The sequence below is a fragment of the Kitasatospora sp. NPDC101108 genome (assembly GCF_055584725.1).
The window spans coordinates 1-18,330 of the sequence record NZ_JBVJLM010000009.1 but is presented as its reverse complement, the minus strand read 5'-3'; the positions used below and the strand labels follow the sequence as shown (position 1 = coordinate 18,330).

The following is an 18,330-nucleotide window of genomic DNA, read 5'->3' as shown; positions in this document are numbered from 1 at the left end:
CCCTGTCCGTCCGACCGGGATCAGACGCCGTACTCGTCCAGCGGCGGGCAGGAGCAGACCAGGTTGCGGTCGCCGTACGCGCCGTCGATCCGGCTCACCGGCGGCCAGTACTTGTCCGCCGGGTTGACGCCCGCCGGGAAGACCGCCTCCTGCCGCGAGTAGCCGTGCGCCCAGTCGCCGGCCAGCGTGGCGGCGGTGTGCGGGGCGTTGCGCAGCGGATTGTCGTCGGCGGCCCACTCACCCGAGCCGACCTTGTCGATCTCGCCGCGGATCGCGATCATCGCGTCGCAGAACCGGTCGATCTCGTGCAGGTCCTCGGACTCGGTCGGCTCGATCATCAGCGTGCCGGCCACCGGGAAGGACATCGTCGGCGCGTGGAAGCCGTAGTCGATCAGGCGCTTGGCGATGTCGTCCACCGTCACGCCCGTCTCCTTGGTCAGCGGGCGCAGGTCGATGATGCACTCGTGCGCGACCAGCCCGCCCGGGCCGGTGTAGAGCACCGGGAAGTGCGGAGCCAGGCGCTTGGCGATGTAGTTGGCGTTCAGCACCGCGACCTGGGTCGCGCGCTTGAGGCCCTCGCCACCCATCAGCCGGACGTACGCCCAGGAGATCGGCAGGATCGCCGCCGAGCCCCACGGCGCGGCCGAGATCGGGCCGACGCCGGTGGCCGGGCCGGCCTCCTCCTGCAGCGGGTGGTTCGGCAGGTACGGCGCCAGGTGGGCGCGCACCGCGACCGGGCCGACGCCCGGGCCGCCGCCGCCGTGCGGGATGCAGAAGGTCTTGTGCAGGTTCAGGTGCGAGACGTCCGCGCCGAACTTGCCCGGCTTGGCCAGGCCGACCAGGGCGTTCAGGTTGGCGCCGTCCACGTAGACCTGGCCGCCGGCCTCGTGCACCAGGGCGCAGATGTCGGTGATCTGGGTCTCGTACACGCCGTGGGTCGACGGGTAGGTGACCATCAGCACCGAGAGGTTGTCGCGGTGCTGCTCGATCTTGGCCTTCAGGTCCTCGACGTCCACGTCGCCGTCGACCAGGGTCTTCACCACGACCACGCGCATGCCGGCCATCACCGCGGAGGCGGCGTTGGTGCCGTGCGCCGAGGACGGGATCAGGCAGACGTCGCGCTGGGTGTCGCCGTTCGCGTGGTGGTAGGCGCGGACGGCCAGCAGGCCGGCCAGCTCGCCCTGGGAGCCCGCGTTCGGCTGGATCGAGACGGCGTCGTAGCCGGTGACCTCGACCAGCTGCTGCTCCAGCTGACGGATCAGGGTCAGGTAGCCCGCGGCCTGGTCGACCGGAGCGAAGGGGTGCAGCTGGCCGAACTCCGGCCAGGTGACCGCCTCCATCTCGGTGGTGGCGTTGAGCTTCATGGTGCAGGAGCCCAGCGGGATCATGCCGCGGTCCAGCGCGTAGTCCCGGTCCGACAGGCGGCGCAGGTAGCGCAGCATGGCGGTCTCCGAGCGGTGGCTGTGGAAGACCGGGTGGGTCAGGTACTCGTCCTCGCGCAGCACCGCGGCCGGCAGCGTCCCGGCGGCCTCGGCCACCTCGACGGCGGGGACGCCGAAGGCGGCCCAGACACCGGCCAGGTGCTCGCGGGTGGTGGTCTCGTCGGTGGAGACCGAGATCCGGTCCTCGCCGTCCTGGTACACGTTGATGCCGTTGGCGCGGGCGGCGGCAGCGATCTCGGCGGCGCGGCCCGGGACGACGGCGGTGACGGTGTCGAAGAACTCGCCGTGCAGCAGCTCGACGCCGCCGGCCCGCAGGCCCTCGGCGAGGGCGGCGGCGTAGCGGTGGGTGCGGCGGGCGATGTCGGCCAGGCCGTCCGGGCCGTGGTAGACGGCGTACATCGAGGCCATCACGGCGAGCAGCACCTGGGCGGTGCAGATGTTGCTGGTGGCCTTCTCGCGGCGGATGTGCTGCTCGCGGGTCTGCAGCGCCAGGCGGTAGGCGCGGTTGCCGTCGGCGTCGACGGAGACGCCGACCAGGCGGCCGGGCAGCGAGCGGGCGTACTCGGCGCGCACCGACAGGTAGCCGGCGTGCGGGCCGCCGAAGCCCATCGGCACGCCGAAGCGCTGCGAGGTGCCGCAGGCGATGTCGGCGCCCAGCGAGCCCGGGGACTTGAGCAGGGTGAGCGCCAGCAGGTCGGCGGCGACGGCGACGATCGCGCCCAGGCCGTGCGCCTGCTCGATCACCGGGGCGAGGTCGCGGACCACGCCGGTGGCGCCCGGGTACTGCAGCAGCACGCCGAAGACGCCGCGCTCGGCGATCTCGGCCGGGATGCCCTCGGACAGGTCGGCGACGACGACCTCGACACCGGTCGGCACGGCGCGGGTGTTGATCACCGCGATGGTCTGCGGCAGGGTCTCGGCGTCGACCAGGAAGACGCCGCCCTTGACCTTGGTGACGCGGCGGGCCAGCGCCATCGCCTCGGCGGCCGCGGTGCCCTCGTCCAGCAGCGAGGAGCCGGAGGTGGGCAGGCCGGTCAGGTCGGAGACCAGGGTCTGGAAGTTGAGCAGCGCCTCCAGGCGGCCCTGCGAGATCTCCGGCTGGTACGGGGTGTAGGCGGTGTACCAGGCCGGGTTCTCCATGACGTTGCGCAGGATCACCGGCGGGGTGAAGGTGCCGTAGTAGCCCAGGCCGATCATCGGCTGGAGCACCTGGTTGCGGCCCGCCAGCTCGCGCAGCTCGGCGAGGACCTGGGCCTCACTGCGGCCTGCGGGCAGGTCCAGGGCGGTGATGGAACGGATGGCCTCGGGAACGGCCGTGGCGGCGAGCTCGTCCAGCGAGCCGTAGCCGACGGACGCCAGCATCTTCTCCTGGGCGGCGGCGTCGGGGCCGATGTGGCGGTTCTCGAAGGGGCTGGCCAGCTCAAGCTCGGTGAGGGTCGGGGCGCCGGTGGGGCGTCCCGCGTTCGGCTGGGCGTTCATGGTGGTCGAGGCCTCCTGGTCACGGACCAACGGGGGTACGCACGCCGGCCGGCCAACGCCGCTGCGGACAGCGGACCGGCCTGGGCGGACGGACCCGAAAGGCCTCCCCCTCTGTCATCGGGACCTGAGAGCTTCGCCCGCACGTCGCGCTGTGGCGCTCCGTCGGCTTGCACCGTCGGTGAGGGTGGTGATCGCCGGCTCCCGCGCCGACGGTCCTGCCCTGCTTTCCAGAGTGACCTATCCCGCACGGTACGGATGCCTGAGAGATTCCGGGGAGGAGTTGCTCCTTCGGCGCCCCGACCAGTGGTTTTCGCTGACGGGGACTCTCCCGAGCGGGCTCGGCGGTCGCCGCCCAGGGTACCAGCGGGAGGCCTTCCGATCACGGGTGCGTCGGATCACTCCGGGTCTACGCGCGTCCCCCGGACGGCCCAGCGCCGACCCGTCCGGCCGCACCCCGGTCGCGTGGGCCCGATTCATGGCTTTTGGTGTGAAGTGGCGGACGGGACGGGTGCCCCGGCCGCCGATCTGCGGGCGTGCCGCAGGCGCAGCGCACTGGAGGAAAGCGTGCAGACCGAAATCGACCCCCGCGACCTCATCGGCCACAAGGCGGTCGACCGCAACGGCGACAAGATCGGCACGGTCGACGAGGTCTACCTGGACGACGCCACCGGACAGCCGGAGTGGGCGGCCGTCCGCACCGGCATCTTCGGGCGGGACGCCTTCGTCCCCCTCACCACGAGCGAGTTCTCCGGCGACGAGCTCCGGGTGCCGTACGACAAGTCGCTGGTCAAGGACTCGCCGGACTTCGGCGTCGGCCAGCACCTGTCCCCCGCCCAGGAACTCCAGCTCTACCGCTACTACGGCCTCGACACCGCGGTGGACGGCCGCCCGACCGCCGGGGCGCCCGGCCCGGCCGCCCAGCCGGACCTCGACTTCGGCACCACCTCGGCCGTCCCCGTGGCCGCGGCCGCCGAGCCGGTGGCCCACCACTCCCCCGACTCCGGCACGACGATGACCGCCACCGCCACCAGCACCGCCACGGAGGCCCCCGTGCGAACCCTCGGCACCCCCGCCCCCTTCCCCGGCCACGCCGTCGAGCCGATGCCGCATCCCGCCCAGGCCGCGCCCACGCCGGTCGCGACCACCCAGGCCGCGACCGCTCCCTTCGCGACCGACACCGCCGCCGCCTCGGCCCCCAGCGACCCGGTGGAGATCACCTGCCGCGAGGAGCGGCTCGACATCTCCACCGAGTGGCACGTCCTGGGCACCGCGAAGCTGCGCAAGTACGTGACCAGCGAGCAGGTCGAGCGCCGCGTCCCGGTGGTCCGCGAGCGGGTCCGGGTGGAGCGGATCCCGGTCAGCGAAACCGAGCTCGCCTCGCTCACCGAGAAGGAGATCGACGAGGCGGTGGAAGAGGTCACCCTCCGCGAGGAACGGCCGGTGGTCCGCAAGTACCTCGCCCCGATCGAGCGGGTCCGTCTGGTGGTCGAGCGGTACACCGAGGAGGAGGTGATCCGGGACGAGCTCCGCCGCGAGAACGTCGAGGTCCACGACACCACCGCCGAGGCCGTCGCCGCGCCCAACCCGACGAACGGCTCGATGTCCCCGGCCCCCGAGGGCGCCCGCCCCGCCGCCCTGCACCCCCTGGCCTGATTCCACCGCCCCGACCAGCGTTCCCGATGGGCCCCGGACTCCGGTCCGGGGCCCTCGACGCGCCCGCGATCCGCCGGTCCACCGCACCCGAACCTTCACCTTTGCCAAACCTTAACCAGTCGATATTTGACACTCTGAAGTATCTTCCGGCAGAGTTACTTCAGTTCATTCACTATGTACGGGAGGAAGCAACCGTGAGTGAGGCACCACAGCCCACCACCGCGGCCAAGAAGCAGAGCAACGCCCGGGTCCTGCCGGCCCTCATCCTGGCGATGCTGTCGTTCAGCGTGGTGCAGACCGCGGTCGTCCCGATCCTGCCGTCGCTGGCCAAGGAACTGGACGTCTCCGGCTCCAACATCACCTGGCTGATGACCGCCAACCTGCTGTCCGCCGCCGTGCTGACTCCCCTGCTGGGCCGCTTCGGCGACCTCCGGGGCCGCAAGCCCATGCTGCTGATCTCGCTGGCCGGTCTGGTCGCCGGTTCGGCCCTGGCGGTCAGCACCCACTCCTTCACCTGGCTGGTCGTCGCCCGCGTCCTCCAGGGCGCCGGCGGTGGCGTGATGCCGCTGGCGATCAGCATCGTCCGCGACGAGCTGCCCAAGCAGAAGGTCACCGGCGGCGTCGCCGCCATCAGCGCCTCGATGGGCGTCGGCTCCGGCCTCGGCCTGGTCGCCACCGGCCTGCTGCTGGAGCACTGGAACTACAAGTCCATCTTCTGGATGGGCCTGATCTTCGGCCTGATCGCGGTCGCCCTGGTCGCCTTCCGCGTCCCGACCGACCCGGTGACCGACAAGGAGGGCGGCGCCGACCCGCTCGGTGCCGTCACTCTGGCCGCCTGGCTCTCCGCCCTGCTGGTCGCCGTCAGCCAGGGCAACCACTGGGGCTGGACCTCCACCAAGACCCTCGGCCTGTTCGCCGTCGCCGCCGTGGTGGCCCTGGTCTGGGGCATCATCGAGACCAAGGTCTCGCACCCGCTGGTCGACCTGAAGATGATGTCCCGCCCGGCCGTGGCCTTCACCAACCTGGCCGGTCTGCTCATCGGCTTCGGCATGTACGGCTCGTTCATGGTCATCAGCAACTTCGCCCAGACCCCGGAGAAGTACGCCCACTACGGCTTCACCGCGACCGTCCTGCACGCCGGTGTGATGCTGCTGCCGTCCGCCATCGGCTCGATGGTGGCCGCCCCGGTCGGCGCCCTGCTGATCGCCCGCCGCGGCCCCCGCCTGCCGCTGGTCCTCGGTGGCGTCCTGGGCGCGGTCTCGATGGCCTACCTGGCCCTGCGGCACAGCGCCGAGGGCGACATCTACACCGCCTCCGCCATCTTCGGCCTCGGCATCGGCCTCGCCTTCGCCGCGATGCCGGCCTTCATCAACGGCGCCGTCCCGGTCGAGCAGAGCGGCATCGCCAACGGCATGAACTCCGTGCTGCGCACCGTCGGCGGCGCGATCGGCACCGCCGTGATGACCGCCATCCTGACCGGCGACGTCATGAAGCTCCCGATCCCGGTGCTGCTGCCCACCCTGGACGCGTACAAGCACGCGTTCTGGACCACGGCCGTCGTCTGCGTCATCGCCGGCGCCGTCCCCTTCCTGATCCGCACCGCCAAGTCGGCCACGGCCGTCGCCGGCGGCCCGGCCCGGCAGGACTCCAGCCCCGAGCTGGCCAAGACCGACGCCTGACGAGGCGTCCGGCCCGCGCGCTCAGGGACAGGACGCGCGGGCCCCGGCCTCCGCTCGGTCGCGAGGGCATCACGACCGTCCGGAGTCCGGCACGGTATGCGGCCCCACCCGGTACTTCCACCGGGTGGGGCCGTTCCGCGTCCTCCCGCCTCACTCCCCCTCGGCGCCGGGCTCCTCGACCTGCCGCAGCGGCAGCGGCCGGGCCGGCTCCAGCGCCGGATCGTCCACCGCGAAGGTCCGCACCCGCCCCGGCCCGCTCCACGGCGTCTCGAACCGCACGGTCACCCGCCCGACCCCGCTGCCCTGCACCCAGCCCGGCCCCCACTCGGCATGGCGGACGTCCTGCCCGGGCATCCAGCGGCGCACCACCGCCTCCTCCGGCTCCTCCTCGGCCTCCGCCACCTCGGCCGCCTCGGCGGCGTGCTCCGCCGCCTCCTCCCGCAGCGCCTGGGCGAACAGGTCCTCCTGGGTGTAGTCGGCCAGCTGGGCCACGCCCACCCCGAGCAGCCGGACCCCGCCGGTGATGTCCACCTGCTCGGCGAGGCGCCGTGCCGTCGAGGTGATCACCGCCTCGTCGTCGGTCGGCCCGCCCAGGGTCTCCGAGCGGGTCAGCGTCGAGAAGTCGAACCGCCGGACCTTGAGCACCACCGTCCGCCCCGAGCGCCCGGCCGACCGCAGCCGCCGGACGCACCGGCCGGCCAGCGCCTCCACCTCACGCAGCACCCGGTCCCGGTCGGCCAGGTCCACCTCGTAGGTGTCCTCCACCGAGACCGACTTGGCGTCCTGGTCGGCCACCACCGGCCGCTCGTCCAGCCCTGTCGACATCTGGAAGATCCCGGCGCCGTGCGCCCGCCCGAGCAGTTGGACCAGCTCCGCCTCCCCCGCCTCCGCCAGGTCGGCCACCGTGCTCAGCCCGGCCCGCCGCAGCACCTGCTCGGTGGCCGGGCCGATCCCCGGCAGCGCCCGGACCGGCATCGGGCCGAGCACCGCCCGCTCCTCCCCCGGCTCGATCAGCACCAGCCCGTCCGGCTTGGCCTGCTCCGAGGCGATCTTCGCCATCAGCTTGGAGCCCGCCGCCCCGACCGAGCCGGTCAGCCCGGTGAGCCGCTGGATGTCCGCCCGCAGGTCCTCCGCCAGGGCGAGCACCAGCCGCTCCCCGGTCTCGTGGTCCGCCTCCGTCAGCACCGGCCCGTAAGGACCGGCCTCCAGGTCGACGAAGGCCTCGTCCAGGCTCAGCGGCTGCACCAGCGGCGACAGCTCGCGCAGCAGCCCCATCACGATCTCGCTGTTCTGCCGGTACGCCTCGAAGCGCCCGGTCAGGAAGGCCGCGTTCGGGCACAGCCGGCGCGCCTGCGCCATCGGCATCGCCGAGTGCACCCCGAACTTCCGCGCCTCGTACGAGGCCGTCGAGACCACCCCGCGCCCGCCGAGCCCGCCGACGATCACCGGCTTCCCGCGCAGGCTGGGCTTGGACGCCTGCTCCACCGCCGCGAAGAAGGCGTCCATGTCGAGGTGGATGATGCTCGGCAGAGATCGCACCCGCCGATCATCGCGCACGGGTCCGACAGTGCGTACGAACCCGGCCGACGCCCCGCGCCCGGCGCTACCGCTCCGCGGCCTCCGCCAGCGCCTTCGGGATGCCGTCCTCCTTGGGCCCGAGGAACTCCGGGTCCGGCCGCAGCCAGACGTTCACGGCCGCCTTCCCCGCCCCGGCGACCTCCCGGAACCCGCCGTACAGCCAGGTGACGTCGTGCGGCTCCGGCACACCGACCGCGTAGGAGCGGATGCCCGCCGCCTCGCACAGCGCCAGCGCCCGCCGGACGTGGAAGTCCTGGCTGACCAGCACCGCGCGGTCCACCCCGAAGATCCGGTGCGCCCGGGTGCAGGAGTTCCAGGTGTCGAAGCCCGCGTAGTCCCGGACCACCCGGTCCCCCGGGATCCCGTGCTCGGTCAGGTACCGGTACATCGCGTCCGGCTCGTCGTACTCCACCCGCCCGTTGTCCCCGGTCACCAGGACGGCCTTCACCTTGCCCTCCCGGTACAGGTCCAGCGCCGCCACCAGCCGGTGCTCCAGGTACGGCGACGGCTTGCCCTGGTCCAGCCCGGCGCCGAACACCACCGCCACCGGCGCCGACGGCGCGCTTTCCACCGTCCCCACCCGGTCGCTCGCCGCGAACCACAGCCAGGCGCTCGGTGCCAGCGCCAGCGCGCACAGCAGCGTCGTCACCTGGAAGACCCTGCGCTGCGTCCCGCGCTCCCGCAGCCGCGCCCGCAGCCCCCCGGCCCGACGCCGCAGCATCCCGGATATCCCGGTACCGGCCTCCACGTGCCCCTCCCTCGGTCGCTCCACCAGCAACACGACGAGGCCGTGGCCCGGAACGGTTCCCCGTTCCGGGCCACGGCCCCGTCGACCGGACCGCTCCGTCAGACCGCCCGGTTGCGCCGCTGCGCCAGCTCGTCCGCCGGATCGTTGCCCACCAGCGTCTCGCCGGTGTCGGTCCGCTCCGCGTGCAGCCGACCGAGGGTCAGCTCCAGCTCCTGCCAGACCGCTCCCACCGCGATGCCGAAGACCCCCTGACCGCCCTTCAGCAGATCGACCACCTGCTGCGGCGTGGTGCACTCGTAGACCGTCGCCCCGTCACACATCAGCGTCAGCCCGGTCAGGTCGGCCTGCTCGCCGGACTGCAGATGGGCGACGGCCACCCGGATGTTCTGCAGCGAGACGCCCGCGTCGAGCAGCCGCTTCACGATCTTGAGCAGCAGCACGTCACGGAAGCTGTAGAGCCGCTGACTGGTCGCCGGGTACGCGGTCCGGACGCTGGGCTCCAGCAGTCCGGTGCGGGCCCAGTAGTCCAACTGGCGGTAGGTGATGCCGGCCGCCGCGCAGGCCGTCGGGCCGCGGAAACCGAGCAGTTCGGACGTCGGGGCCAGCCGCTCGATCGCGGGCTGGCCCGGCTGCACGGCCGGGAACCTGCCCATCCTCGGCAGGTCCGACACGGTGCGAGCGGTGCGCGGCATGTGCACGGCGCACAGGCCTCCCACGGCCGCGTCATCGCCGGTGCTGCTCATGCCTACCTCCGTCCGCTCGTGCTGCGGGCAACCCGACTGCGGGCATCGGCCACCCGGACAGCCACTCCTGACGGTAGGCAGTCCCCTATGACCCGTCAACGATCGCCACGCCGGGCCAGACAAACCACATCACTCAGGAGAGTGGTTTTTCGTGCCCCTAGTGTGGGTAGATGGACGGATTTTGGCAAAACGGCACGCTGAAGAGCTGACCCGAACCGACCCGAACCGTCCGCGCTACTGCGGCCCGCCACCGCCGAAGTCCTCGGGCGACACCTGGTCGAGGAACTCGCGGAACTTCTCGACCTCGTCCTCCTGCTCGTCCGGGATCGCGATGCCCGCCTCGGCGAGCACCTCCTCGCTCCCGTAGATCGGCGTGCCGGTGCGCAGGGCCAGCGCTATGGCGTCGGACGGCCGGGCACTCACCTCGACCCCGCCGGCGAACACCAGCTCGGCGTAGAACACGCCCTCCCGCAGGTCGGTGATCCGGACCTCGGTGAGCTGCTGGCCGAGCGCCTCCAGGACGTCCTTGAACAGGTCGTGCGTCAGCGGGCGCACCGGCGTCATGCCCTGCTGGGCGAAGGCGATCGCGGTCGCCTCGCCGGGGCCGATCCAGATCGGCAGGTATCGATCTCCCCCGACCTCCCGCAGCAGCACGATCGGCTGGTTGGAAGGCATCTCCACTCGGACACCCACGACGTCGAGCTCATTCACACAGGCAACCCTATGGCTCCGACCCCGGATATGAAAGCGCAGGGCCGACGCCGCTGGTCAGCGCGGTGCACCGGGCACGCCGAGGACGCTTCGGGGCCCCTGCCGGGCCGCGGCACACGCCCTAGCCGCGGGCGCGCAGACCGGCCTGGACCATGGCCGCGTGCAGCCGCACGGACAGCGTGGCCAGCTCCCGCGCGGTGGCCTCCGCGTGCGCCCGGGTCTGCGGGTTCCGGTGCCGCCGCAGCGGTGCCACCACCTGCTCCACCAGCGCGATCTCGCGGTCCGCCGCCGCCTTCATGGCCCTCAGGTGCCGCGGCTCCAGCCCGTACCGGCCGAGCTCTGCGACCAGCCGGGCCACCTGCAGCGCCTCCCCGTCGTACCCGCCGTCCGGGCCGGGCGCGATCAGCCCGTACGACTCCCACGCGGCCAGCTCCTGCTCGCCGGCCTCGGCCGCCGCCAGCAGCTCGGCGCGCCCCAGCCGGACCCCGGAGGAGACGTCCGCCGAGGCCACCAGTTCGCGGTCGGCCTCCTCCAGCGGCCCGGGCCGGGTGTCGGCCGCGGACGGCAGCGCGGGCGGGGCCTCACCGCGCTCGATCGCGTCCAGGTGCTCGCGGATCACCCGCAGCGGCAGGTAGTGGTCCCGCTGCATCCGCAGCACGTAGGCCAGCCGCTCGACGTCGGACGGGCTGAACTTGCGGTACCCCGAGGGGGTGCGCTGCGGCTCGACCAGGCCCTCCGCCTCCAGGAAGCGGATCTTGGAGATGGTCACCTCGGGGAAGTCGTCCCGCAGGAAGGCCAGCACCGCACCGATGCTCAGCAGTTCGTCACCGCCGCGCCGCCGCCCGGCGGGCCGGTCCGGCCGGACCGGCTGCCTGGGGCCCGCGACCACCCCGCGTCCGCCCCGGTCCGCCTGCGGACCTGACGACGACGCAGGGTTGGCCGCCCCGAGAGAAGAGGAAGGGGTATTCGTATTCACTCGGGCTCCCGCCGACGTTGGTTTCAGTACCCCCGGTTGTGGCCGGCGAAGAACACCAGCCGGTACTTCCCGATCTGCACCTCGTCGCCGTTGTTCAGCGGCACCTCGTCGATCCGCTCCCGGTTGACGTAGGTGCCGTTCAGGCTGCCCACGTCGGCGACGCTGAAGCCGGCCGGGGTGCGGCGGAACTCCACGTGGCGCCGGGAGACCGTGACGTCGTCCAGGAAGATGTCACCCTGCGGGTGACGACCCGCCGTGGTGACGTCCGAGTCCAGCAGGAACCGGCTGCCCGAGTTCGGGCCGCGCTGGACGATCAGCAGCGCCGAACCCGGCGGCAGCGCGTCGATCGCCGACAGCACCTCGGCCGACAGGGCCGGCGTGGTACCGGTGCCGGTCGTCGCGGACGGGTCGTAGGACTCCAGGCCGGAGATCGAGATGGTCGACGTGGTCTCCGCCGCCCCCTCGGGCAGCACGCCGCCGCGCAGCGGGGTGCCGCAGTTGGAACAGAAGCGGGCCGCGGCCGGGTTCTGGTTGCCGCACCTGGGGCACGGAGTGGGGCCAGCCATGTTCACAGCCTCCTGGCGCGGCACACCCGACGGGTTGTGCCCGGCGTACGGGTCCGGTGCAAACCCTCCAGCAGAGGTTGAGGGTCCTGACGGGAAACCTATGCGCGGGTCGCCGGAGGGGTCAACCGACGCGCCGTAGCCCGCCGGATTCCCCGCGTACTGGGCGGCGGCACCGTCCCGGTACAGCTGCTGTCCGGCGTACGTGCCGGCCTCGGGAGCGGGACGCATGCCCGGCACCGCGGGCTCGTCCTCCGCCCGGCGGTGCCGCGCGGTCGGCGCCTCGACGGCGGCGGCGTCACGGCCCTTGTTGCGGCCGAACAACTTCGAGAAGAAACTCACGGGCGAATCCCCTTGCGTGTGACAGACCCGCCCGCGGGGCAGGGTGAGAACCTCGGACAGGCTGCGGGCCCGGTCGCGGCCCGGGCCTGCTGGAGTGGTACTCCGACGGTTGTTGCTGCGGTTGGTGCTACGGAGCGTACTGGTGCGAACCAGTCTCTCCCACGCGACGACGGCGCCCCGCACCGGGTGCCGCCCGCCCTTGACGGGCCGTTCGCCGAGCGCGTCACTTCGAAGCCGGCTTGGCGTACTGCGGCGACTTCAGGTCGACCAGGGCGTCGACGACCACCTTCTGCTGCTGGGTGATCGTCGCCCGCGCCTGGTGGCTCTCAAGAGTACGGACGACGCCTCCCGGGATGTTCAGCGCGGGCGTCAGATCCTGCGGGTTCCCCACGACGGTGAACCGATAGGGCTGCGAGACCTTCTTCCCGTCGATCTGCACCCCACCACCCGACAGGTCGGTGAAGTAGGTGTTGACCACCACGCGCACATCGTTGATCTGAATCGCCTCCGCCCCCGCCGCTCGAAGTTCCTGCAGGGTGTCCAGCAGCATATCTGCCTTCACCAGCCCTTGGGGATCGTCGACCGTGAGTACGATGCCCGGACCTGTGGCTTTGACCGTACCGGCCAGCACACCCAGTTCCGTCATCTTCTTCCTGGTCTGCTCCTGGGCCTCCTTGGCCTGGTTGGAGCTGTTCTCCAACTTGCCCAGGGACTGCTCCAGCTCCGCCTTCTCCTGCTGGAGACGCTGCTGACGGCTGTCCAGTTCGTCGAGGATCCGGACCAGGTCCTCCTGCCGGGCTCCGCGCAGCTGGTTGTGGTGGTCGTTGGTCGAGCGCACCTGGATCGCCAGCGCCAGGCCGAGCGAGAACAGCAGCAGCGCCACCACCAGCTGGCCGCGCGACAGCCGCGGCGGCCACAGCGCGGCCTGCAGCCGCCGCCGACCGGCGGTCCGGTCCACAGCCGGCGGCTCCTCGGCGGCCCCCGACGGTTCAACGGCCCCCGACGGTTCGACGGCTTCCGTCTCGGCCTCGACCGCCTCGGCCACGACCGGCTCAACCTCGACCGGCTCGGCCTCGGGTTCGGGTTCCTTCACCAGCCGGACGGACGGCTTCAGCTCCTCCGCCCCGCCCTCAAGCTCAGCCTTAGCGTCAGACTCCTTCGGCTCCGGCTCCGGCTTGGGCTCCGGCTCGGCCACGGCTTCGGCGGGCACAGCCGCCGGCTCCTCCTGCGCCTCCGGAGCGGCCTCCGCAGGCGCCTTCTCGACCGGCTCCTCGACGGGCTCCTCGACGGGCTCGTCGACCTGCTCCACGACGGACTCCTCGGCCACCGGCGCCTCCGCCCTCTTCTTCTCCTCCTCCGTCGCCGCCGTCTCGCGGCCCGGCTCAGGCCCGGAAGACATGACGCCGGATCGCGGCAGCGTTGGAGAAGATGCGGATGCCGAGGACGACGACCACACCCGTGGACAGCTGCGAACCGACGCCCAGCTGGTCACCCAGGAAGACGATCAGAGCCGCGACCACCACGTTCGACAGGAACGACACGATGAAGACCTTGTCGTTGAAGATCCCGTCCAGCATCGCCCGGACGCCGCCGAACACCGCGTCCAGCGCCGCCACCACCGCGATCGGCAGGTAGGGCACGACGGCGTCGGGCACCTCGGGTTGGACGAAGAGGCCGACGACCACCCCGATCACGAGACCCAGTACGGCAATCACGGTCTAGCTGCTCCTGTCCCTGTGGTGGTCTTGGCGGATCCGCCGGCCGGACGCCGCTTCGTGGTCGGTGCGCCGCTGGTCGCGGATGGTGAAACGGCTCCCGGGCTCTCCGAGGTTCCCGGCCCGGACGTGGAGCCGGCCGACGAGGTCGCCGAAGGCGTCGGAGTCGGAGTCGGAGTTGGAGTTGGAGTCGGAGTCGGCTCCGGTGTGACCGGCTGGGCGGTCCGCAGCGTCACACCCACCGCCGCCGGAAGCGTCAGGCTCTTCTGCGCGGAGAGCGTCGACTTGATGCCGTACTTCTCCTCCAGCAGCCGCAGGTACTGCCCGGCCATGTCCTTCTCGAAGGCGGTGAGCAGCTTCGGCCCGTCCCCGATCGCCTGGATGTTGTACGGCGGCACCAGCGGCCGGTTGTCCACCAGCACGGCCTCGCCCGCCGCCCGGACCGCCGACAGCGCGGTCAGCCGCTGCCCGTTGATCGAGACGGCCTCCGCGCCGGATCCCCACAGCCCGTTCACCACCAGCTGCAGGTCGCGGTCGCGCAGCCGGCCGCTGTTGGAGAAGCCCTGCCCGGCCCGCGGATCGACGTTGCCCCCGCTCCCCGTGCCCGCGGCGTCCTCCAGGACCAGCTTCACCCCGGGCCCGGTGACCTCTCCCAGCCCCACCTGATCGGTCAGACCGGCCGCTCCGCCGTCGCCGGAGGCCAGCGCCTGCTGCTGGGTGTCGTCGACCTTGCGCCGCAGGTCCTGGACCTCCTTCTGGAGGTGGTCCGCCGAGCCGTTGCTGTCGTTGATCCGGTGGATCAGCGCGTCCCGCTCCTTGGCCAGCGTCGGCTCCGCCTTGTGCGCGTTCACCGCGCCGACCGTCACCACCGCCCCGACCAGCGCCAGCCCGGCACCCAGCGTCAACAGACCCCGCAGGGTCCGGGGTATCCGGCTGTCGTGCTCACCGCCCCGGGCCGCGGCCGCCTCCGCGTAGCCCTCGTCCAGGCTGTGGTCCATCACGTTGGTCAGCAGGGACATCGAGGCGTCCGGGCGGTTGTACCGTCCGTTCGGGGCACTCGGCGTCGGCGTCGCTGGCATGCGGACCATCGTCCCATGACGGCCGAGGGGCCCGCGCACGGCCCCTGAGCTGCACACACACCGCACACATCGACGGAAAGTGACGGACCCTTCCGAATGATGTGAAAACGGACAACGGGGCGCGCGGGCCGAACCGCACGCCCCGCCGTTCGGGGATTCCTCCGATCAGAAGACCCGTCCGCTCAGGCCGTCACCGGCCCGCGCCCTCGACCACCGACGCCCACTCGTCCAGCAGCGCCTCGGTCGCCTCGTCGTCCGGGCCCTCGGCCCACAGGTGGGTGACCGCCTCGGCCGGGTCCGGCAGGACCAGCGTCCAGCGCCCGTCCGCCTCGACCACCCGCACGCCGTCCGTGGTGTCCAGCCGCCGGTTGCCGGCCGCCTCCACCACCGAGCGCATCACCATGCCCTTCGCCGCCCAGGGCGTCGCGATGTCCCGGCGCCGGATGTGCGCCTGCGGAATCCGCGCGTCGATCTGGCTCAGCGTGAGCTGGGTCCGGGCCACCAGGCCGACCAGGCGGACGAAGGCCGCGGCACCGTCCAGCACCCCGCTGAACTCGGGCACCACGAAGCCGCCGCGCCCGTCCCCGCCGAACACCGTGCCCTCGGCGGAGGCCGCCTTCGCGAGGTCGTCCGGCGTCGTCGTGGTCCAGATGACCTGGGTGCCGTGGTAGGCGGCGACCTGCTCGGCGATCCGGGTCGTGGTCACCGGCAGCGCCACCTGACCGCTGCGCCGCTCGGCCGCGACCAGGTCCAGCAGCACCAGCAGCGCCCGGTCGTCGTCGATCACCCGGCCGAGCTCGTCCACGAACGCGACCCGCTCGCCGACCGGATCGAACCGAACGCCGAAGGCCGCCCGCGAGGAGGCCACCAACTCGCCGAGCCTGGCCAGCCCGGCCCGCCGGGTCTCCGCGTCCTCGGTCGGCCGCGCCTCGTCCAGCCCGGTGGAGACGGTGAGCGCCTCCACCCCGAGCCGGCCGAGGATGCTGGGCAGAACGAGCCCGGCGCTGCCGTGCGCGGTGTCCACCACCACCTTCAGTCCGGCCTCCCGGACCCCGGTGGTGTCCACCGTCCGCAGCAGGTTGCCCGCGTAGGAGTCGAACACGCTGGACGGGAAGGTCAGGTCCCCGATCTCGCCCGGGAAGGCCCGCCGGTACTCCTGGCGCGCGTAGACGCGGTCGAGCTTGCGCTGCCCGGCCTGGGAGAGGTCCGCCCCGCGCTCGTCGAAGAAGAGGATGTCCAGCGAGTCCGGCACCCCTGGCGTGGTCCGCAGGAAGATCCCGCCCGCGCTCCCCCGTGCGGTGTGCTGCCGGGCCACCGGCATCGGCACGTTCTCCAGGTCGCGGACGTCGATCGCCGAGGTCTGCAGCGCCGAAATCATCGCCCGTTTGAGCGCACGCGCACCACGCGAGTGGTCACGCGCAATGGTGACGGTGGCGCCCTTCTTCAACGTCGTGGCATAGGCGCCGGCCAGCCGGACGGCCAGCTCCGGGGTGATCTCGACGTTGAGGACGCCGGAGACGCCGCGGACGCCGAAGAGGTGCTCCTGCCCGCGCGACTCCCAGATCACCGAGGTGTTGACCACCGCGCCGGCCTCGATGGTCTTGAACGGGTAGACCCGGACGTTGGCCCCGATGATCGACTCCTCGCCGACCAGGCACTCGTCCCCGATCACCGCGCCGTCCTCGATCCGCGCGGCCCGCATCACGTCGGTGTTCTTGCCCACCACGCAGCCGCGCAGATTGCTCTGCGGCCCGACGTACACGTTGTCGTGCACCACCGCCTTGTGCAGGAACGCACCGCGCTTGACCACCACGTTGCTGCCCAGCACGGTGTGCTCGCGGATCTCGACGCCGGCCTCGACCTTGGCGTAGTCGCCGATGTACAGCGGTCCGCGCAGCACGGCCTCGGGGTCGACCTCCGCGCCCTCGGCCACCCAGACGCCCGGCGAGATCTCGAAGCCCTCCAGCTCGACGTCGACCTTGCCCTCCAGGACGTCCGCCTGGGCCTTGCCATAGCTCTCGTGGGTGCCCACGTCCTCCCAGTAGCCTTCGGCGACGTAGCCGTAGACCCGCTTGCCCTCCTTCAGGAGCTGGGGGAACACGTCGCTCGACCAGTCGACGGACTCACCCGCCGCGACGTAGTCGAAGACCTCGGGCTCCATCACGTAGATACCGGTGTTCACCGTGTCGGAGAACACCTGCCCCCAGGTCGGCTTCTCCAGGAAGCGCTCGACGCGCCCTTCCTCGTCCGTGATCGTGATACCGAACTCCAGGGGATTCGGCACCCTGGTGAGACAGACCGTGACCAGTGCGTTCTTACTACGGTGAAACTCGATCAATTGAGTGAGGTCGAAATCGGTCAGCGCGTCGCCGGAGATCACCAGAAAGGAATCGTCCTTGAGCGCGTCCTCGGCATTCTTGACACTCCCCGCGGTGCCTAGTGGCGTCTCTTCATGGGCATAGGTCAGGTGCATGCCCAGTTCCTCGCCGTCACCGAAGTAGTTCTTGACGAGTGACGCCAGGAACTGGACGGTGACGACGGTGTCGGAGAGGCCGTGTCGCTTCAGCAACCGCAGCACGTGCTCCATGATCGGCATATTGGCGACCGGAAGCAGCGGCTTCGGCATGCTGGAGGTCATCGGGCGGAGACGGGTGCCCTCGCCCCCTGCCATGACTACGGCTTTCATTACGGGTGCGTCCTCCTTCGCGGTGGTGGACCTACAGGTCCATCAAACCGTTCCAGAGGGTTCTCTACCCGGAAGCCCTCGTCCGACGCACCGAGGCGACGTGGGACTTCTCTCAGATCACGTCTCAGACTGTGGACGTCGAGCCCGCGGCGGCGCCCTTGATGATCTGCCGCGCCTGAACCGCGTAAAGAATCGCCGACCACCAGTACAGCGTGGTCCCCCACCAGATGAAGGCCCAGCTCACCACCTCGGCCGGCCGCGCGATCCAGCTGTCGATGCCACCGAGCAGCAGAAGCGGAAACGCGTACATCAGATTGAAGGTCGCGGCCTTCCCGAGGAAACTCGTCTGCAACGGCCCGTAACCGTGCCGGTTGAGCAGCGGCAGCAGCGACGCGATGAAGACTTCGCGGGCCAGCAGAATCGCCGTCACCCACCAGGGCAGGAACTCACGCCACGTCAGTCCGACCAGGGTGGACAGCACATAGAGCCGGTCGGCCAGCGGGTCCAGCAACTGCCCCACCCGACTGATCTGCCCCCACCGCCTGGCGAGCTTTCCGTCCAGGTAGTCACTGACCCCGCTGAGCGCGAGGATCAGGAGCGCCCAGCCGTCGTTCTTGGGCCCGCCGAACGCGGGCCACAGGATGAGCCAGAGAAAGAGCGGAACACCGACCAGCCGGGCCATGCTCAGCAGGTTGGGGATGGTGAGGACGCGATCGGTCTGGACCCGCGTCTCCTGGACCTCCACCCGGGGGCCCTCCTGTCCTGTGTCACAACAATGCACGTTGACCCTACAACAGAGAAGCCCCCGTCCGGTTCACCCGGCGGGGGCTTCTCTCGAAGAATTGTTCGGCGGCGTCCTACTCTCCCACAGGGTCCCCCCTGCAGTACCATCGGCGCTGTGAGGCTTAGCTTCCGGGTTCGGAATGTAACCGGGCG

At 71.5% G+C, this 18,330-nt stretch carries 14 protein-coding genes, 1 rRNA gene and 2 riboswitches; of the genes, 2 read left to right on the top strand and 13 right to left on the bottom strand.

The genetic code is table 11. From position 1 onward, the window contains the following. Positions 1 to 20: 20 nt before the first annotated feature. On the bottom strand, positions 21 to 2,921 hold the full coding sequence (gcvP, locus tag ACZ6Z8_RS20460) for an aminomethyl-transferring glycine dehydrogenase (RefSeq protein WP_465611454.1): 2,901 nt from the start codon (positions 2,919 to 2,921) through the stop codon (positions 21 to 23). A 104-nt stretch (positions 2,922 to 3,025) separates the two neighbouring features. Beyond that, positions 3,026 to 3,157: riboswitch (glycine riboswitch) on the bottom strand. 1 nt (position 3,158) lies between these two features. Next, a riboswitch (glycine riboswitch) is annotated at positions 3,159 to 3,262 on the bottom strand. A gap of 223 nt (positions 3,263 to 3,485) precedes the next feature. Between gcvP and ACZ6Z8_RS20455 the strand changes: the two genes are divergently transcribed. Both ACZ6Z8_RS20455 and ACZ6Z8_RS20450 read left to right on the top strand, forming a co-directional pair. Then, a complete protein-coding gene (locus ACZ6Z8_RS20455) occupies positions 3,486 to 4,574 on the top strand; it encodes a PRC and DUF2382 domain-containing protein (RefSeq protein WP_465611453.1) in 1,089 nt (362 codons plus the stop codon). Positions 4,575 to 4,768: 194 nt separating this feature from the next. Beyond that, the gene (locus ACZ6Z8_RS20450) at positions 4,769 to 6,253 is read left to right on the top strand and encodes an MFS transporter (RefSeq protein WP_465611452.1); all 1,485 of its coding nucleotides are present in this window, start codon (positions 4,769 to 4,771) and stop codon (positions 6,251 to 6,253) included. A gap of 150 nt (positions 6,254 to 6,403) precedes the next feature. Here the strand turns inward: ACZ6Z8_RS20450 and ACZ6Z8_RS20445 are convergent, their stop codons facing one another. The 12 genes from ACZ6Z8_RS20445 to rrf all read right to left on the bottom strand — a co-directional run. Beyond that, the gene (locus tag ACZ6Z8_RS20445) at positions 6,404 to 7,792 is read right to left on the bottom strand and encodes a DNA polymerase IV (protein ID WP_465611451.1); all 1,389 of its coding nucleotides are present in this window, start codon (positions 7,790 to 7,792) and stop codon (positions 6,404 to 6,406) included. Positions 7,793 to 7,856: 64 nt separating this feature from the next. Next, positions 7,857 to 8,552 (bottom strand): SanA/YdcF family protein, encoded by a 696-nt coding sequence (locus ACZ6Z8_RS20440; RefSeq protein ID WP_465611685.1) that lies wholly within the window; start codon positions 8,550 to 8,552, stop codon positions 7,857 to 7,859. Between the two features lie 125 nt (positions 8,553 to 8,677). Then, complete coding sequence (locus tag ACZ6Z8_RS20435) at positions 8,678 to 9,322, bottom strand: MerR family transcriptional regulator (protein ID WP_465611450.1); 645 nt, start codon at positions 9,320 to 9,322, stop codon at positions 8,678 to 8,680. 234 nt (positions 9,323 to 9,556) lie between these two features. Further along, on the bottom strand, positions 9,557 to 10,033 hold the full coding sequence (locus ACZ6Z8_RS20430; RefSeq protein WP_030062493.1) for a bifunctional nuclease family protein: 477 nt from the start codon (positions 10,031 to 10,033) through the stop codon (positions 9,557 to 9,559). 121 nt (positions 10,034 to 10,154) lie between these two features. Continuing rightward, positions 10,155 to 10,850 carry a transcriptional regulator FtsR gene (gene ftsR, locus ACZ6Z8_RS20425; RefSeq protein WP_465611684.1) on the bottom strand — a complete coding sequence of 232 codons (696 nt, stop codon included), beginning with the start codon at positions 10,848 to 10,850 and terminating at the stop codon, positions 10,155 to 10,157. Between the two features lie 182 nt (positions 10,851 to 11,032). Further along, on the bottom strand, positions 11,033 to 11,575 hold the full coding sequence (locus ACZ6Z8_RS20420; RefSeq protein WP_465611449.1) for an FHA domain-containing protein: 543 nt from the start codon (positions 11,573 to 11,575) through the stop codon (positions 11,033 to 11,035). Positions 11,576 to 12,137: 562 nt separating this feature from the next. After that, on the bottom strand, positions 12,138 to 13,313 hold the full coding sequence (locus ACZ6Z8_RS20415; protein WP_465611448.1) for a DUF881 domain-containing protein: 1,176 nt from the start codon (positions 13,311 to 13,313) through the stop codon (positions 12,138 to 12,140). Then, positions 13,297 to 13,629, bottom strand: coding sequence for a small basic family protein (locus ACZ6Z8_RS20410; protein ID WP_030062488.1), 333 nt, complete (start codon positions 13,627 to 13,629; stop codon positions 13,297 to 13,299). The genes ACZ6Z8_RS20415 and ACZ6Z8_RS20410 overlap by 17 nt, the downstream gene beginning before the upstream one ends. Next, complete coding sequence (locus tag ACZ6Z8_RS20405) at positions 13,626 to 14,708, bottom strand: DUF881 domain-containing protein (protein WP_465611447.1); 1,083 nt, start codon at positions 14,706 to 14,708, stop codon at positions 13,626 to 13,628. The genes ACZ6Z8_RS20410 and ACZ6Z8_RS20405 overlap by 4 nt, the downstream gene beginning before the upstream one ends. A 190-nt stretch (positions 14,709 to 14,898) precedes the next feature. Then, positions 14,899 to 17,394: a sugar phosphate nucleotidyltransferase gene (locus ACZ6Z8_RS20400; RefSeq protein ID WP_465611446.1), complete on the bottom strand. Its 2,496-nt coding sequence runs from the start codon at positions 17,392 to 17,394 to the stop codon at positions 14,899 to 14,901. Positions 17,395 to 17,518: 124 nt separating this feature from the next. Next, positions 17,519 to 18,139: a CDP-alcohol phosphatidyltransferase family protein gene (locus tag ACZ6Z8_RS20395; protein ID WP_465611445.1), complete on the bottom strand. Its 621-nt coding sequence runs from the start codon at positions 18,137 to 18,139 to the stop codon at positions 17,519 to 17,521. 99 nt (positions 18,140 to 18,238) lie between these two features. Continuing rightward, positions 18,239 to 18,330: ribosomal RNA gene (gene rrf, locus ACZ6Z8_RS20390) — 5S ribosomal RNA — on the bottom strand; the annotation flags it as partial.

What these genes read in the sequence shown, in the direction of transcription:
- gcvP (WP_465611454.1), bottom strand. Translation starts at nt 2,921, where the DNA reads ATGAACGCCCAGCCGAACGCGGGACGCCCCACCGGCGCCCCGACCCTC.
- ACZ6Z8_RS20440 (WP_465611685.1), bottom strand. Translation starts at nt 8,552, where the DNA reads ATGCTGCGGCGTCGGGCCGGGGGGCTGCGGGCGCGGCTGCGGGAGCGC.
- ACZ6Z8_RS20435 (WP_465611450.1), bottom strand. Translation starts at nt 9,322, where the DNA reads ATGAGCAGCACCGGCGATGACGCGGCCGTGGGAGGCCTGTGCGCCGTG.
- ACZ6Z8_RS20420 (WP_465611449.1), bottom strand. Translation starts at nt 11,575, where the DNA reads ATGGCTGGCCCCACTCCGTGCCCCAGGTGCGGCAACCAGAACCCGGCC.
- ACZ6Z8_RS20415 (WP_465611448.1), bottom strand. Translation starts at nt 13,313, where the DNA reads ATGTCTTCCGGGCCTGAGCCGGGCCGCGAGACGGCGGCGACGGAGGAG.
- ACZ6Z8_RS20405 (WP_465611447.1), bottom strand. Translation starts at nt 14,708, where the DNA reads ATGCCAGCGACGCCGACGCCGAGTGCCCCGAACGGACGGTACAACCGC.
- ACZ6Z8_RS20400 (WP_465611446.1), bottom strand. Translation starts at nt 17,394, where the DNA reads ATGAAAGCCGTAGTCATGGCAGGGGGCGAGGGCACCCGTCTCCGCCCG.